Source organism: Micromonospora arida (genome assembly GCF_003857035.1).
Classification (GTDB): Bacteria; Actinomycetota; Actinomycetes; order Mycobacteriales; family Micromonosporaceae; genus Micromonospora; species Micromonospora arida.
In genome coordinates this window covers 1-13822 of record NZ_QGSY01000083.1, presented here as the reverse complement: position 1 = coordinate 13822, position 13822 = coordinate 1, and the positions used below count along the sequence as shown (strand labels likewise).

At 70.3% G+C, this 13822-nt stretch carries 14 protein-coding genes; 8 read left to right on the top strand and 6 right to left on the bottom strand.

Translation table 11 applies throughout. The features are described 5' to 3' along the window. The first annotated feature begins 26 nt into the window (after positions 1 to 26). From DLJ58_RS02930 to DLJ58_RS02920, 3 genes are all read left to right on the top strand, one after another. Positions 27 to 836, top strand: coding sequence for an SDR family NAD(P)-dependent oxidoreductase (locus DLJ58_RS02930; RefSeq protein ID WP_124853729.1), 810 nt, complete (start codon positions 27 to 29; stop codon positions 834 to 836). A gap of 169 nt (positions 837 to 1005) precedes the next feature. Then, positions 1006 to 1545 carry an orotate phosphoribosyltransferase gene (pyrE, locus tag DLJ58_RS02925; RefSeq protein ID WP_091396156.1) on the top strand — a complete coding sequence of 180 codons (540 nt, stop codon included), beginning with the start codon at positions 1006 to 1008 and terminating at the stop codon, positions 1543 to 1545. Between the two features lie 57 nt (positions 1546 to 1602). Beyond that, positions 1603 to 1980 carry an ArsR/SmtB family transcription factor gene (locus DLJ58_RS02920; RefSeq protein ID WP_030332125.1) on the top strand — a complete coding sequence of 126 codons (378 nt, stop codon included), beginning with the start codon at positions 1603 to 1605 and terminating at the stop codon, positions 1978 to 1980. A gap of 166 nt (positions 1981 to 2146) precedes the next feature. On the opposite strand, the gene DLJ58_RS02915 is transcribed toward DLJ58_RS02920, so the two are convergent. Further along, entirely contained in the window at positions 2147 to 2968 is an 822-nt protein-coding gene (locus DLJ58_RS02915; RefSeq protein WP_124853728.1) for a DedA family protein, read from the bottom strand. 188 nt (positions 2969 to 3156) lie between these two features. Continuing rightward, positions 3157 to 4734, bottom strand: coding sequence for an LPXTG cell wall anchor domain-containing protein (locus DLJ58_RS02910; protein ID WP_124853727.1), 1578 nt, complete (start codon positions 4732 to 4734; stop codon positions 3157 to 3159). A gap of 180 nt (positions 4735 to 4914) precedes the next feature. Here DLJ58_RS02910 and DLJ58_RS02905 point away from each other — a divergent pair, with 180 nt between their 5' ends. Both DLJ58_RS02905 and DLJ58_RS02900 read left to right on the top strand, forming a co-directional pair. Continuing rightward, positions 4915 to 5394, top strand: coding sequence for a SigE family RNA polymerase sigma factor (locus DLJ58_RS02905; protein ID WP_091396148.1), 480 nt, complete (start codon positions 4915 to 4917; stop codon positions 5392 to 5394). A 2-nt stretch (positions 5395 to 5396) separates the two neighbouring features. Continuing rightward, positions 5397 to 6458, top strand: a complete 1062-nt coding sequence (locus tag DLJ58_RS02900; RefSeq protein ID WP_124853726.1) for an LCP family protein — start codon at positions 5397 to 5399, stop codon at positions 6456 to 6458. Between the two features lie 71 nt (positions 6459 to 6529). Here the strand turns inward: DLJ58_RS02900 and DLJ58_RS02895 are convergent, their stop codons facing one another. Both DLJ58_RS02895 and DLJ58_RS02890 read right to left on the bottom strand, forming a co-directional pair. Further along, positions 6530 to 8098 (bottom strand): LPXTG cell wall anchor domain-containing protein, encoded by a 1569-nt coding sequence (locus tag DLJ58_RS02895; protein WP_124853725.1) that lies wholly within the window; start codon positions 8096 to 8098, stop codon positions 6530 to 6532. Between the two features lie 136 nt (positions 8099 to 8234). After that, positions 8235 to 8447 carry a hypothetical protein gene (locus DLJ58_RS02890; RefSeq protein WP_124853724.1) on the bottom strand — a complete coding sequence of 71 codons (213 nt, stop codon included), beginning with the start codon at positions 8445 to 8447 and terminating at the stop codon, positions 8235 to 8237. Between the two features lie 124 nt (positions 8448 to 8571). Here DLJ58_RS02890 and DLJ58_RS02885 point away from each other — a divergent pair, with 124 nt between their 5' ends. Continuing rightward, entirely contained in the window at positions 8572 to 8955 is a 384-nt protein-coding gene (locus DLJ58_RS02885) for a phage holin family protein (RefSeq protein WP_124853723.1), read from the top strand. A 136-nt stretch (positions 8956 to 9091) separates the two neighbouring features. Continuing rightward, a complete protein-coding gene (gene fbaA / locus DLJ58_RS02880; RefSeq protein ID WP_124853722.1) occupies positions 9092 to 10117 on the top strand; it encodes a class II fructose-bisphosphate aldolase in 1026 nt (341 codons plus the stop codon). Positions 10118 to 10169: 52 nt separating this feature from the next. Here the strand turns inward: fbaA and DLJ58_RS02875 are convergent, their stop codons facing one another. Further along, on the bottom strand, positions 10170 to 11363 hold the full coding sequence (locus tag DLJ58_RS02875) for an LOG family protein (RefSeq protein ID WP_158629538.1): 1194 nt from the start codon (positions 11361 to 11363) through the stop codon (positions 10170 to 10172). Positions 11364 to 11612: 249 nt separating this feature from the next. Between DLJ58_RS02875 and DLJ58_RS02870 the strand changes: the two genes are divergently transcribed. Further along, positions 11613 to 12041, top strand: coding sequence for a DUF3151 domain-containing protein (locus DLJ58_RS02870; protein ID WP_124853720.1), 429 nt, complete (start codon positions 11613 to 11615; stop codon positions 12039 to 12041). 65 nt (positions 12042 to 12106) lie between these two features. On the opposite strand, the gene DLJ58_RS34010 is transcribed toward DLJ58_RS02870, so the two are convergent. Next, on the bottom strand, positions 12107 to 13822 hold a 1716-nt coding region (locus DLJ58_RS34010; RefSeq protein ID WP_244218755.1), incomplete at its 5' end, for a chromosome partitioning protein.

Below are 13822 nucleotides of genomic sequence, written 5' to 3'. Positions count from 1 at the left end.
GTACCCGCCCAGGTGAGGACCACTTCGTGACGCTCGACCCCACGACTGCCGAGCGCCGAGCCCTGATCACCGGGGCCACCGCCGGCATCGGCGCGGCGTTAACGCGACGACGGGCCGCCGACGGCTGGCACCTGGTGCTCGTTGCCCGCGACGCGGCGCGGCTGACCGAGTTGGCCACCGAGCTGGGTTCCACGTACGGGCGCGAGGTGGAGACGATCCCGGCGGATCTGTCCACCGACGACGGCTGCGCCACCGTGGAGCAGCGGCTCGCCGACGGCAGCCCGGTGCACCTGCTGGTCAACAATGCGGGGATCAGCCTGAACAAACCGTTCCTGCGCTCCACGGCGGAGGACGAGGCGCGACTGTTGCGACTCAACGTGCACGCGGTCATGCGTTTGACCCTGGCGGCGCTCCGATCGATGACTGAACGGCGAAATGGGGCAGTGATAAATGTCTCTTCGGTCGCCGGTTTCGGTACGGCCATGCCCGGATCGACGTACTCGGCCAGCAAGGCGTGGGTCACCAACTTCAGCGAGTCCGTCGGGCAGTCGGCGCGGCCGTTCGGCGTTCAGGTGATGGCCCTCTGCCCCGGTTACACCCGCACCGAATTCCATCAGCGGGCCGGCATCAACATGTCCAAGACGCCGGAGTGGCTGTGGCTGCGGGCCGAGGATGTGGTGGACGAAGCCCTGCGTGACCTGCGCAAAGGCAAGATGGTCAGCATCCCGGCGTGGAAGTACAAGGTGGTCGTCGCCGGCATGCGACACGCGCCGCGGCGGCTGCTCCAGGCGGTCGCGCGGGACACCCGCGGCCGGATCGGTCGCGACGAGCGCTGAGCTTCGACCGGCCCGTCGACCCCCAGGCGGTGGTGGGACGGCGTTGGCGCGCCGCTGTCGGGCCAGTTGCTGAGCGTAGTCGAGCATCGCCAGTCATCGGTTCCCCTCCGGGCTGATCAGGGTGGACCCCGCACGCGGCGTTCAGAGTTGCGCAGTAACCTCTATCGCCATGGGGGACCACGACGACCTGCGTAAATTCATTACCGACCTGGCTGTGGTCCACGGGCGGGTCGTGCTCTCGTCGGGGCGCGAGGCAGACTGGTACGTGGATCTGCGGCGCGTCACGCTCCATCACCGGGCCGCTCCTCTGGTCGGCCGGGTGATGCTCGACCTCACCGCCGACTGGGAGTTCGACGCCGTTGGGGGCCTCACCCTGGGCGCGGACCCTGTCGCGCTCTCGATGTTGCACGCCGCCGCTCCGACCGGCCGGGCCCTGGACGCCTTTGTGGTGCGCAAGGCGGGCAAGGCTCACGGTCTTCAGCGGCGGATCGAGGGACCGGAGGTGGCTGGCCGCCGAGTGTTGGCGGTGGAGGACACATCCACGACGGGCGGAAGTGTTTTGACCGCTGTCGAGGCGCTTCGCGAGGCCGGGGCGGAAGTCGTGGGCGTTGTGGTTATTGTTGATCGAGGCGCCGGCGACGCGGTGCGAGCCGCCGGATTGCCGTACCGGGCGGCCTATACGTTGGCTGACCTCGGCCTTGTGGCGTAAAAGTCTGCCGATTCGGATCTGCTGATATGCAGGCGGATCGATGCTGCTGGTGGAAGGATGGAATACGTGGGAACTGCGTTGGCCGAAATGACTATGCCTCAGATCTCGCCGCTAAACGGCGAGCCGATCGAACGTGCCGATGCCGAGCGTCTCGCCGGGGTCCTCAAGGCCCTTGCTGATCCTGCTCGGTTGCGGCTGCTCAGCCTGATCCAGTCGGCCCCCGAGGGCGAGGCGTGCGTCTGTGACCTGACGGCGCCGCTCGGCCTCTCTCAGCCGACGGTCAGTCATCACCTGCGCATCCTCACCGAGGCTGGCTTGTTGCAGCGGGAGAAGCGCGGTGTCTGGGCGTACTACAGCCTGGTCCCGAGTGCGATCGCGACGATCGCCGACCTGCTGACCCCGCCGCGTAAGCGGGCCACCAAGAAGGCCCGCTGACGTAGGCACTACACGCCGTCCCGAGCCGGGGCGGCGTCCGGTGGCGAGCCAGGGGTGGCGCCACCGGTGGTTGACACCTGCTCGTCCCCGGTCGCACCACCGGAGGCCGGGTTCGACATGCCGACGGCCGACCCCCTTGCCAGGGGGCCGGCCGTCGTCGTACCGCTCAACGGTCCTGACCGTGCTCCGGGCGCTGATGGCCGTGCTGGTGCCCGTCGTGGTCGAACGCCTCGCGGGCCGCCTCCACGGCACCAGCGGCACTGGCCGCCGCGACCACAGCGACCGCCTCGCCGCGCTTACGAGCCCGCCTGTCGCGCAGGAACTCGAAGAAGATCGGCAGCACCGAGATCAAAATGATCAGGGCCACCACCGGCAGGATGTAGCGGTCGATCTTGTCGCCGATGGCCTGGTAGATCTGCTCAGCCAGCAGGTAGCCGATCAGCAGGATGCCGTCCACCCAGAGCACCGCGCCGACGATGTTCCAGAGCAGGAACTTCCTGGCCGGCATGCCGAGCGCGCCCGCGACCGGGTTGAGGAACGTCCGGACGATCGGAATGAAGCGCGCCAGCACGACGGCCTTCGCCGGGCCGAACTTCTGGAAGTAGTACTCGGCCTTCTCCACGTACTCCTTCTTGAAGAGTCGCGAGTTCGGCCGCTCGAACATCGGCCGGCCGTACCGCGCGCCGAGCCAGTGCCCCAGCTGGGCGCCGGCGATCGCGCAGATCGGCCCACCGATCAGCAGGCCGGCAAGCGAGAGGCGGGTGCCGTCGCCGAAGATCGCGTCCGCCACCGGTGACGAGGCGACCCCGGCGAGGAACAGCAGCGAGTCACCCGGGAAGAAGAAGCCCACCAGCAGGCCGGTCTCGGCGAAGAGGATCACCCACACGCCGATCAGCCCGAAGGTCTGCAACAGATCCTTGGGATCGAGCGGGTTCAGGGCGACGCTCTCCACGAGAGCGCGGGTCTTCTCAGCTGTGTCCACGGCCACAAAGGGTACCGAAGCCCAGGGCCCCGGCCGCGCCGGACCGGCCCGTCACCACCCGCCCGCGTCGTGGGGTCCGACGACAGAGTCCCCGCGCCCTGGGGTCCAACCGACAGCGTCCCGGCGTCGTGGGGTCCAACGACGGTGCCCCGCCGACCGTGGTGGTCGACGGGGCACCGGTGGTGCGGGATGGGTCAGGCGACGAAGCGGGTCCGGCGGCGCTTGGCCACCAGGTAGCCGCCGGCGCCCGCGGCGAGCAGCAGCGCGCCGAGGCCGGCGATCAGCCCGGTGGACTGACCGGTGATCGGCAGGGTGCCGCCGTCACCGTCACCGTCGCCACCGCCCGTGCCGCCGGCCACGTTGACCAGGATCTTGGCGACGTCGTTGGCCGGCTTCAGGTCCTCGGTGAAGCCGTCGCACTCGCACTTGGCGTTGATGGTGACGGTGCCCGCCGCGTTCTCGATCACCTTGTCGATCCGGAGGCCGATGTCGACCAACTGCTTCTCACCGACACCGATGAAGATGTCCGGGTAGCAGCGGTAGAGCTTCGCGCCCGGCTTGCCGGCGTTCTCCCAGTCCTGCTCGTCGCCGTTGAGCGGCGCGCAGAACTCGGGAACCTCGACTGCGGTGGTGCCCGCCGGAACGGCGATGTCGATCTTGGTGACCGGCGTGCCCGAGCGGCCGAAGTCCAGAGCGGCCGGGCCGTCGTTGCGGACTCCGACGGAGGCCGTGACCACGTCGCCGGCCTTGCCGGTCAGCTGGCCGCCGACCGCCACCAGGTCCGTGCCGTTCTTGCCGGTGACCTTGACGTTCATGCCGGACCAGTTGTTCATCGGGTCGGTGTCAGCCTGGAAGCCGCGCGCCCCCATCTCGGACGGGACCTCCGGAAGGCTCAGGACCGGACCGTTACCGGGCTTCCCAACCGAGATGCCCCCGGCCTGGAGGTAGGCGTTGAAGTCCTCGAACTCGGCGATCGTCATCCAGTTGTAGTAGCCGTACTCGCTGCCCGGCGCGTAGGTGTCCTTGCCGAGCACGTAGGACAGCGAAACCGAGCGGGCCTTGCCGGCGGCGGTTACCTCGTCGAAGGCGCAGGTCCGCAGGTGACCGTCCTCGTAGGTGCAGTTGCTGTACTGCTTGTCGGGGCGGATCGCGTAGTCGAGGTCGAAGACCGCGACCGCTCCCTTGGCGGTGGTCTTGCCAGCGTTGCTGAGCGTCAGCGGAGCGCTGAACGTGCCGCCAGGAGCGGACGAGATGTTGGTTTCCTCGCCCGGGGCAGCCAGGTCGACGCCCTCGCCGATCCGCAGCTTGGCGGTGTGGCTGGCCGGAGCGAGGCCTTCGGCGCTGACCGTGACCTTGAGGTTGCCGGTGTCGCCGTCGGCAGCCTTCGCGGCCGGCGTCAGGGCCACCTCGAAGAGGCCGCCGAAGGCCCACTCCTCGAGACCGATCTCGAAGGGGTCGGTGCAGACCAGAACGCCGGCCTCCGGCGACTTGCAGTCGAAGCTCGACGATTCGGGCTTGACCTGGACGACACCGCTCAGGTCCCGGTAGTCGTAGGTGACAGTGAGGCCTTCGACCACCACCGGCTCGGAGGCGAACAGGAGGGGGGAGTCGATCTTGCCTTCGGACTCCGCAGCAATCGTGGTGTCGCTGAAATAGACGCCCAGTTCGATGGGCGCCTCCGGGGCGGCGACGGCCGGGCTGGCGGAGGCAGCGACGAACGCGCCTGCTACGCCCAGTCCGGCGAGCCAACGCCGGGTGGAGTGGGTGAGCATGAGGGGGTTCCTCCAGTTGGGGGATCAGGTGGAGCCTGCGGATCTTAAGGAATCGCTAAGGCTGATTGCAGCCCTCGGAGCCGTCGACTGGATAAGACCAACCAAAAGGTTGATCAGAGTCACCGCAACGTTCGGTCGGTCCGCTTCCGTCATCTGTGGCAGGAACCCCCGGGAGGTGCAGTGACGTACGAGGAGTTCGCGGACGCGCGGCTGGCCCCGCTACTGCGGTACGCGGTGATGCTGACCGGCGAACCACACCAGGCTCAGGATCTGGTCCAGGAGACCATGGTCCGGGTCCAGCTCAACTGGCGTCGGGTCGCCCGCGCGGACTCGCCCGAGCGTTACGTACGCCGGATGCTCACCAACCAGTACGTCGACTGGCGGCGCGGCTCGTGGGTGCGCCGGGTGCTGCTGCGCGGGGAGCCCGACGCATCGGTGCCGGTGCCCACCGACCACGCCCAGTCCGCCGTGGACCGGGACCAGGTCTGGTCCTGGCTGTCCCGGCTGCCGCGTCGGCAGCGGGCTGCTCTGGTGCTGCGCTACTACGAGGACCTGCCCGACGTCGAGATCGCCGACATCCTCGGCTGTGCCGTCGGGACCGTCCGTTCGTCCATCTCCCGGGCCCTGGCCACGCTCCGGGCCGAGTACGTGGAGGCGTGAACATGATCGAGGATGACCTGCATGCCGCGTTCGCCCGGCACGAACCGTTGACCCCGTCGACCGGCCCGCTGCGGGTCGCGATCGACCGGCTCGCCGCTGTCCGCCGTCGTCGCCGGCAGCGGTTCCAGGCCGCTGGTGTCACGCTGGCCCTGCTCGGCGCGCTCGGAGTCGGGGTGCCGCAGCTGCGACCCGATCGACCAGCTGCGGATCCGTTGATGTCGGGAAAACCGGCTGACGCGCAGTCCGGGGCGCTGAATGTCCTGCTGCTCGGCGTGGACGGATTCGGCGAGCAACCGCCGTACCGGTTGGCGGACTCCGTCCTGCTGGTGCACATCCCGGCGGACCGGAGCCGGCCGTACCTCATCTCGTTGCCGCGCGACCTGGAGGTGTCGATCCCCGGCCGGGGGATCGACAAGCTGAACAGGGCGTTCCACAGCGGTGCCGGCGAGCCCCGGCCCGACCTGGACGCCGGCTACGACCTGACCCGCCAGGTGGTCGCCGACCTGACCGGGGTACGCGTCGACGCCGGCGCGGTGCTCACCTTCGCCGGGCTGCGCCGGATCACCGACGCTGTCGACGGGGTGGAGGTCTGCCTACCGGAGGAGGTTCGTTCCTGGCACACCCGCCGGGTCTTTCCGGCCGGCTGTCAGCGGCTCGACGGAGCTTCCTCCGTGGACCTGCTGCGGCAACGGCGGTACCTGCCCGATGGTGCGTTGGACCGGGACCGTAACGCCCAGCGCTATGTCGCCGGGTTGATCCGAGCGGCGGTCGCCAAGGACGTGCTGACCAATCCGGTGCGGCTCAACGCACTGCTGTCGGTCCCCGGTAAGGGTCTGGCGGTCGACGACGACGGCCTGCCACTGACCAGGCTGGTGGCGGTGCTGCCCAAGCTGAAGAGCGTCGACCCGGTGGGGCTCAGCCTCCCGGTCGGCCAGCCGGTGGATGACCGTACGTTGCTGCCGCTGGACCCGAAGCAGGGCCGGGCGTTCCTCGCCGCTCTGCGCGAGGATCGGTTGGCGCAGTGGGTGGCGCAGCACCCGGAGCAGGTCAACCCCGCACGATGACGGACGGGGAATTCGCGACGGTGCCCCGCCGTCCAGCTAGGGGACGGCGGGGCACCGGTAGGCGGGGTCGGTCAGGCGCCGAAGCGGGTGTCGCGGCGCCGGGCGAGCAGGTAGCTGCCCACACCGGCGAGGAGCAGCAGGCCGCCGATGCCGGCGATCAGGTTGGTGGGGGCGCCGGTGATGGGCAGCGAACCACCGCCACCGCCACCGCCACCGCCACCGTCGCCTTGGCCACCGCCGCCCTGGGCCGCGTTGACCACGATGGTGGCCCTGTCGTTGGCCGGCTTGATGTCGTCCTGGAAGCCGCCGCCGGCGGGGCACTCGCACGGCGCGTTGACCCGTACCGCGCCGCGGGCGTTGGGAATGACCTTGTCGATGCGCAGCCGGAACTTCATGGTGTACGTCTTCCCGGCCACCAGGAGCATCTCCGAGGCGCACAGGTACGTGCGGGTGGCGTCCTGCCGCAACCAGCAGTTGCCGGGGACCTCGACGGCGGTGGTGCCCGGCGGTAGCTCGACGTCGGTGTGGGTGGCGGCCTCGTACTCTTCGCTGACGTTGTCGAGCGTCGCCGGGCCGTTGTTCCGGAAGCCGACGGTGGCCGTGACGACGGTGCCGGCCGTGCCCTTGAGCGTGGCGCCGATCGCCGCGAGGTCGGTGCCGTTCGTGCCGGTCGCCTTGACGGTCCACCCGGTGTATTCGTTGCCCGGACCGACGTCGGTCTGGTCGGCCTGCCGCGTTGCTCCGGGCGCCTTGGCCAGAGTCAGTTTCGGGCCGCTGCCGGGGGTGGCCGCCCGGGCGCCGACTGCTTCCCGCACCCGGGTCAGGTCCTCGAAATCGGCAACGGTCATGAACTGGGCGTAGCCGGAGTGGTTGGCCGGCGCGTAGGTGTCCTTGGCGAGTTCGAGGTTCAGCGTGGTGGCCAGCCCGGTGCCCACCGGGATGTCCACGTCGAACTGGCAGGAGACCAGGTGGCCGTCGGAGTAGCTGCAGTTGCTGAACCGGTCCTTGGTCCGGATCGAGTAGGGGAGGTCGAAGACCGTGACGAATCCGGTGACGGTCTTGTCGCCGGCGTTGACCACGACCAGCGGCACCGTGAACTTCCCCCCCGGCTTGGCGGAGAGGCTGGTGAACTCCCCGCCGGCCAGGTCGACGCCCTCGCCGACCCGGACCCGGGAGGTGTAGCTGCCGCGCCGTCCCCCGGCCGCCTGGAAGCTGACCGCGACGTCGCCGGAGTCGCCGAGCTGCGCATCTTCGGTGAGGCCGAGGTGCACCCGCTTGGCCCCGTTGCGGTAGATCCCGCTGCCGAGCGGCGGCATCTCGTACAGGACGACATCGGCGGGCTCTGTGCAGACGAGAACGCCCGGCTCCGGCGCGGTGCACTTCTGGCCGTCGGCAGGAGTCACAGTGATCTTGTCGGCCAGGGAGCGGTAGTCGTACCGCACGGAGACGTCGCTGAGGACCGTCGGCTCATCGGCGTACAGCAACAGGCCGCGGATGGTCGCCTCCGAGCCGATGGCAAGGGTGGCGTCCTGGAAGTAGGGCTCGATCGCGGGTGCGGCGACGGCGGGGGTGGCGGAGGCGGCGATCAACGCGCCTGCGGCGCCGAGCCCGGTCAGCCAGCGGAGCGAGTGCTTGAGCATGGGGGTCCTCCCGTGGGGATGCAGGTGGCGCTCGTCCAACTTAGGGACGCCACGACCCCTCCGGTAACCCTCTCGGATCGATATTTGTCTAATGACCCGAACGGGTGAACACCCCTGTCGCAATGGGCAGCCGGAATCAGCGGTAGTCGTCCTCGTCCCCGGTGACCACCCGGGCCTGCTCCATCGCGTCCCAGTCGTCGACCTCCAGGCCGCGGTGCGGCTCACTGTCGACGTCGGCCGGGCCGGCGACCGTCGCCTGATCGACAGCGTCGGCCGGGTCCGTCTCGGGGTCGCGTTCGTCGGGCGTGAGGTGGTCGCCGGGGGTGAAGTCCTCGTCGGGCTGACCCATCGTCCCTCCCGGGGGTCTCGGGGCACGGTTCCCACCCACCGTACGGGCTGGGCGGGCACACCGCCCGGAAGCGGAGTAGGCGGAATCAGCCCTCGGCGACGCGACCCGATGCCAGGATGGTGCCGTGGGCTTCCTCATCAGACTGGCGATCACCGCCGTCGCTTTGTGGATAACCACGCTGATCGTGCCCGGGGTGGACGTGCACGGCCGCTCGGGTGGCAACACAGTGCTCACCCTGATCGTGGTGGCGCTGATCTTCGGCGTGATCAACGCGGTGCTCAAACCGGTGATCCGGGTCGTCGGTTGCGTGTTCTACCTGCTGACCCTGGGCCTGTTCGCGCTGGTGGTCAACGCGTTGCTGTTCATGCTCACCGACCGGATCGCCAGCGGGCTCGACCTGCCGTTCCAGGTGGACGGATTCTGGCCGGCGTTCTGGGGAGCCATCGTGATGACCGTGGTGACCTGGTTGATCAGCGTCATCGTGCCGGACAACCTGGACCGCCGGTGAACGGCTAGCACCCGGGTCGGTTGTTCCGGCGCACCTCACCTACGGGATACTTCCGGGTGGAGGACAGCGCGGTCCGGCGCACAAATGAAGAACAGCGGCCAGCACGGCCGAGAGTGGTAAGTAAGGAGCGCATCACATGCCCATCGCTTCCCCCGAGGCTTACGCGGAGATGCTGGACCGCGCCAAGGCTGGCCGGTACGCGTACCCCGCGATCAACGTGACCTCCTCCCAGACGCTGAACGCAGCGCTCAAGGGCTTCGCCGACGCGGAGAGCGACGGCATCATCCAGGTCTCCACCGGTGGCGCCGAATACCTCTCCGGCCCCTCGATCAAGGACATGGTCACCGGCGCGGTCGCGTTCGCCGCTTACGCGCACGAGGTCGCCAAGAAGTACTCGGTGAACATCGCCCTGCACACCGACCACTGCCCGAAGGACAAGCTGGACGGGTTCGTGCGTCCGCTGATGGGCATCTCGCAGGAGCGGGTGAAGCGCGGCGAGGAGCCGCTGTACCAGTCGCACATGTGGGACGGCTCGGCCGTGCCGGTCGCGGAGAACCTGCAGATCGCCGCGCAGCTGCTCGACGAGGCCGCCAAGGCCAAGATCGTCCTTGAGATCGAGGTCGGTGTCGTCGGTGGCGAGGAGGACGGCGTCGAGAACGCCATCAACGACAAGCTCTACACCACCACCGATGACGGCCTGGCCATGGTCGAGGCGCTCGGCCTCGGCGAGAAGGGCCGCTACATGGCGGCGCTGACCTTCGGCAACGTGCACGGCGTCTACAAGCCGGGCAACGTCAAGCTGCGTCCGGAGATCCTCAAGCAGATCCAGGACGCCGTCGGCGCCAAGTACGGCAAGGACAAGCCGCTCAGCCTGGTCTTCCACGGCGGCTCGGGCTCCCTGCTGAGCGAGATCCGTGAGGCTCTGGACTACGGCGTGGTGAAGATGAACATCGACACCGACACCCAGTACGCCTTCACCCGGCCCGTCGTGGACCACATGCTCCGCAACTACGACGGCGTGCTGAAGATCGACGGCGAGGTCGGCAACAAGAAGCAGTACGACCCGCGCGCCTGGGGCAAGGCCGCCGAGGCCGGCCTGGCCGCCCGGGTCGTCGAGGCCTGCGAGCACCTGCGCTCGACCGGCACCACGATGACCAAGTAACGACGTCCCACCCCGACGGCCGGCTCCCCGCACGGGGGGTCGGCCGTCGTCGTCAGTTCGTCAGCAGGCGTACGGCCTCGCGAACGTCGTCGGTGAGGTGAATCGTCGACGACAGGTCACCGAACGGGGACGCGGCCAGCAGCGGACGCAACAGCGCCTCCACCGGCAGCTCGACGGTCCAGTAGGCGCGGTCCAGGAAGATGTAAGCCCCGCTGGCCCCGTCGGTGCCGTAGTAGGTCTTGGTGGCCGCCTGGAACACCTCCTGCACCGTGCCCGCCCGCCCCGGCGCGAAGACGATGCCGCCCCGGGCGAGGCGCAGGATGGTGTCCTCCCGGATCGCGTTCGAGAAGTACTTCGCGATCCGCCCGGCGAACAGGTTCGCCGGCTCGTGCCCGTACAGCCAGGTCGGAATGGCCAGACCACCCGCACGCGCCCAGCCCAGGTCGTCGCCACGTTGCCGGGGCACCCCCGCGTACCGCTGGCGGACCGTCAGCGCCGTGGCCGTGTACCGGTGGTGGTCGGTGAAGTCGGGGGCGGTGGCCAGCAGGTCGATCGCCGCCGTCACATCGGTCGCCGGCCGGTCCGCCAGGTAGGCGCCGAGGTTCGCGGCCTCCATCACACCCGGGCCGCCGCCGGTCACCACCAGCCGGTCGGCCCGCGCCAGCTCCCAACCCAGCACGGCCGCCATCCGGTACGCGGGACTGCCGCGCCGCACCGCGTGCCCGCCCATGATGCCCACCACCGACTGCGGCCCGTGTGCGGCCAGCCAGACCCGGGTGGCGTCGGCCAGCGCGTTGTCCACGCCGTGGTCGTGCAGCCGCTGACCCAGCGCCTCCTTGACGTCCGGCAGCGCGCCGCCGTGCGCCCGGTAGTGGTCGTACACCCGGGTGTCGTACATCCCGGTGAACCCGCCCTCGGCGAACCCGGCGGCCAGGTCGTCCGGGGTGTAGAGGTGCGTCGGCTGGGTCGGGTACGGCAACCCGGAGAACGGCGGCACCACGTTCGCGCCACGCCGGACCAGGTCGGCGCCCACGTCCCGGGACGCGAACCGGCAACCGACGAAGAGGGTGCCGGCGACGTCGACGCCGGTCAGGTCGGGCACCGGCGCGAGGTCGAGCCGCAGGCCCTGCACGGTCAGCCCGGTCAGCCGACCGGTGGTCAGCTGTTGGTCGAACTCGGCCTGGGTCTGAATCTCACCGGCGTGCAGGTGCGGCTCGATGACGTCCGCGGGAGGTGGGGTCGGCACCCGGCCATCCTGCCCCTCCGCCAGGGCCGGTCAAACCTCGGGCCAGGGGTGGAACCGACAGGAGCCCGATGGTCGTGGCCACCGGGCTCCTGCATAACCGGTTCCTGGGGAGGCTCCGGACTATTAGTTGTAGTGGAAAACACCAGGCAGCGGCATAGGCCGCAGGCGTGACCAACTCCTCAGCCGTTCAGCGGGACACGTCGGCCGACCCGCTCGCGTGTCGCCCTGTCCAGCGGGTTGAATGGGGCGATGCAGAACCTTTTGCCAGAGCCACCGGCCACCCGCCTGCCCGTGAACGACGAGGCCGACGCCGCCCTGGCCGCCGCCGACGAGGCCGGCACCGATGAGGCGTACGCCAACGTGGCGGCCGGCTTCCCGACCTACAGCGCGGCCTGGGCGGAGCTCGCGGCGCGGGCGTTCGCGCAAGGCCAGGTGGTGACGGCGTACGCGTACGCCCGCACCGGCTACCACCGGGGGCTCGACCAGCTGCGCCGCAGTGGTTGGAAGGGACACGGCCCGGTGCCGTGGTCACACGAGCCCAACCGGGGCTTCCTCCGCTGCCTCTACGTGCTGTCCCGCGCTGCGGACGAGATCGGCGAGGCCGACGAGGCGGCCCGCTGTGCCCAGTTCCTGCGCGACTGCGACCCGGCAGCGGCGGACGCGCTCGCGAGCAACTGACCCCGCCCCGACGGCCGGCCCGACATCGGGCCGGCCGTCGGCGGGTCTGGGCTTTGACGCAGGCCCTAAAGCCCTTCGGCGACCGCGGCGGCGATCTTCAGCCAGGCGTCCCGGGTGGCCGAGGAGAGCCCGCCGTACCGGATCGGCTCGCCGCTGTCGATGAGCCGCTCGTACGGGGCCAGCAGCACCGCCCGGGTGCGGGCCGCGAAGTGCTCCTGGATGGCCGGCAGGTCGATCTCCTTGCGGGACGGCGGCATCGACACCACAGTCACGGCCTGACGGACCAGCCGTTGCCGGCCGCTCTGCTCCAGGTGGTCGAGCATCCGGGCGGCGGTCTCGGCGGAGTCGTTACGGGCCGACATGGTGACCACCAACTGGTCGGTGGCGTCCATCGACGCCTGCCAGTTCTGCGCCCGGACGTTGTTCCCGGTGTCCACAAAGATCAACTTGTAGAACCGGCTGACCACCTCCCGGATCTCGGCGAACGCGGCAGCCGTCAACATCTCGCCACCGGTCGCCGACTCGTCCGAGGCCAGGACGTCGAACATCCCCTCGCCCTGCGAACGGACGTACTGCGACAGGTCGCCGACCCGCCCGTGCGCGCCCTGGAACTGCCCGAGGTCACGCAGCATGTCCCGCACCGTGCGGGAGTGGAAGTCCTGCTGGGCGCGCATCCCGAGAGTGCCCTGGGTCTCGTTGTTGTCCCAGGCCAGCACGTAGCCGCCGCGCTTCTGACCGAACGTCATCGCGAGCAGCAGGATGGCCACCGTCTTACCGGCGCCGCCCTTCGGGTTGACCACGGTCACCTGCCGCAGGCCGCCGAAGTTGCGGCGCACCATCTCGATGTCCCGCTTGAGCTCCTGCTCGTGCCGCCCCGGAGAGAGCCGGAGCAGGCCCATCTTGTTGACCACCGCGCGTACACCCATGGTCGCCACCGGGTCGGCGGGTCGAACCTGGCGGCGTCGGGCGAAGTCCTCGGCGGTCGGTGCGGCGGTGGTGTCCGGTGTCCAGCTGGCGTCCGGGTATGCGGTCGCGTCCGGGTACGCGGGGGCCGGCATCCGGGTCACCCCGTCGGCCTCCTGGTACGGCTGCCCGGGCGTGCCGCCGGGCGAGCCCTGCTGCCAGGGCGGTGGGTACCAACCCGGCGAGGGCGGGAACGGCCCGGGCGGCGTGCTCGCCGGCCCGTCCTGCCCAGGAGCGTGCTGCGGTGCGGCAAGGCCGTGCGGTGGGTTGCTGAACTGCGTCACGTCCGGCGGCGGCGGAATCTGCGCCGGGCCGGCCTGGCCGGGGATGGTCGGGGTGAACGGCTGCCCGGGGTATGCCTGCGCGGGACCGGCGTGCGGGACGACCGGCGGAGGCGGAATCGGGGGCGTCGCGCCGGCCTCGTCCTGAGCGGGCGCGGCCGTGCCGGCCGGGCGTTGCGGCGGGTACGCCCACGGCGACTCGGCAATCGGCCGCGCCGGCCCGTCAGCCGGCCCGTCCGCACCGGGCCCACCAGCCTGCTGCCCCGGCTGGCCAGGCTGTGCTGCCGGCCCACCAGCGGTCCCGCCAGCCTGTGGTGTCGGCCCGCCAGTCTGTGGTGTCGGCCCGCCAGGCTGCGGTGCCGGCCCGCCAGCCTGGGGTACGGGCCTACCAGGCTGCGGTGCCGGCCCGGCCGCCGCGAGGGCTGCGGCCGAGGAGTCTGCCGGCGCGGGGCCGGCGGCCGTCGGGCTGTCGGTGGCGTTCGGGTTGGCGGCGGACGCGGTGGCCGCTGGGACGGGCCGGTCGGTGGCTGCGGCCGT

Bases quoted from the DNA above. Each gene is read 5' to 3' on its own strand.
- pyrE (WP_091396156.1), top strand. From the start codon at position 1,006: ATGGGGGACCACGACGACCTGCGTAAATTCATTACCGACCTGGCTGTG.
- DLJ58_RS02920 (WP_030332125.1), top strand. From the start codon at position 1,603: ATGGAATACGTGGGAACTGCGTTGGCCGAAATGACTATGCCTCAGATC.
- DLJ58_RS02910 (WP_124853727.1), bottom strand. From the start codon at position 4,734: ATGCTCACCCACTCCACCCGGCGTTGGCTCGCCGGACTGGGCGTAGCA.
- DLJ58_RS02900 (WP_124853726.1), top strand. From the start codon at position 5,397: ATGATCGAGGATGACCTGCATGCCGCGTTCGCCCGGCACGAACCGTTG.
- DLJ58_RS02895 (WP_124853725.1), bottom strand. From the start codon at position 8,098: ATGCTCAAGCACTCGCTCCGCTGGCTGACCGGGCTCGGCGCCGCAGGC.
- DLJ58_RS02890 (WP_124853724.1), bottom strand. From the start codon at position 8,447: ATGGGTCAGCCCGACGAGGACTTCACCCCCGGCGACCACCTCACGCCC.
- fbaA (WP_124853722.1), top strand. From the start codon at position 9,092: ATGCCCATCGCTTCCCCCGAGGCTTACGCGGAGATGCTGGACCGCGCC.
- DLJ58_RS02870 (WP_124853720.1), top strand. From the start codon at position 11,613: ATGCAGAACCTTTTGCCAGAGCCACCGGCCACCCGCCTGCCCGTGAAC.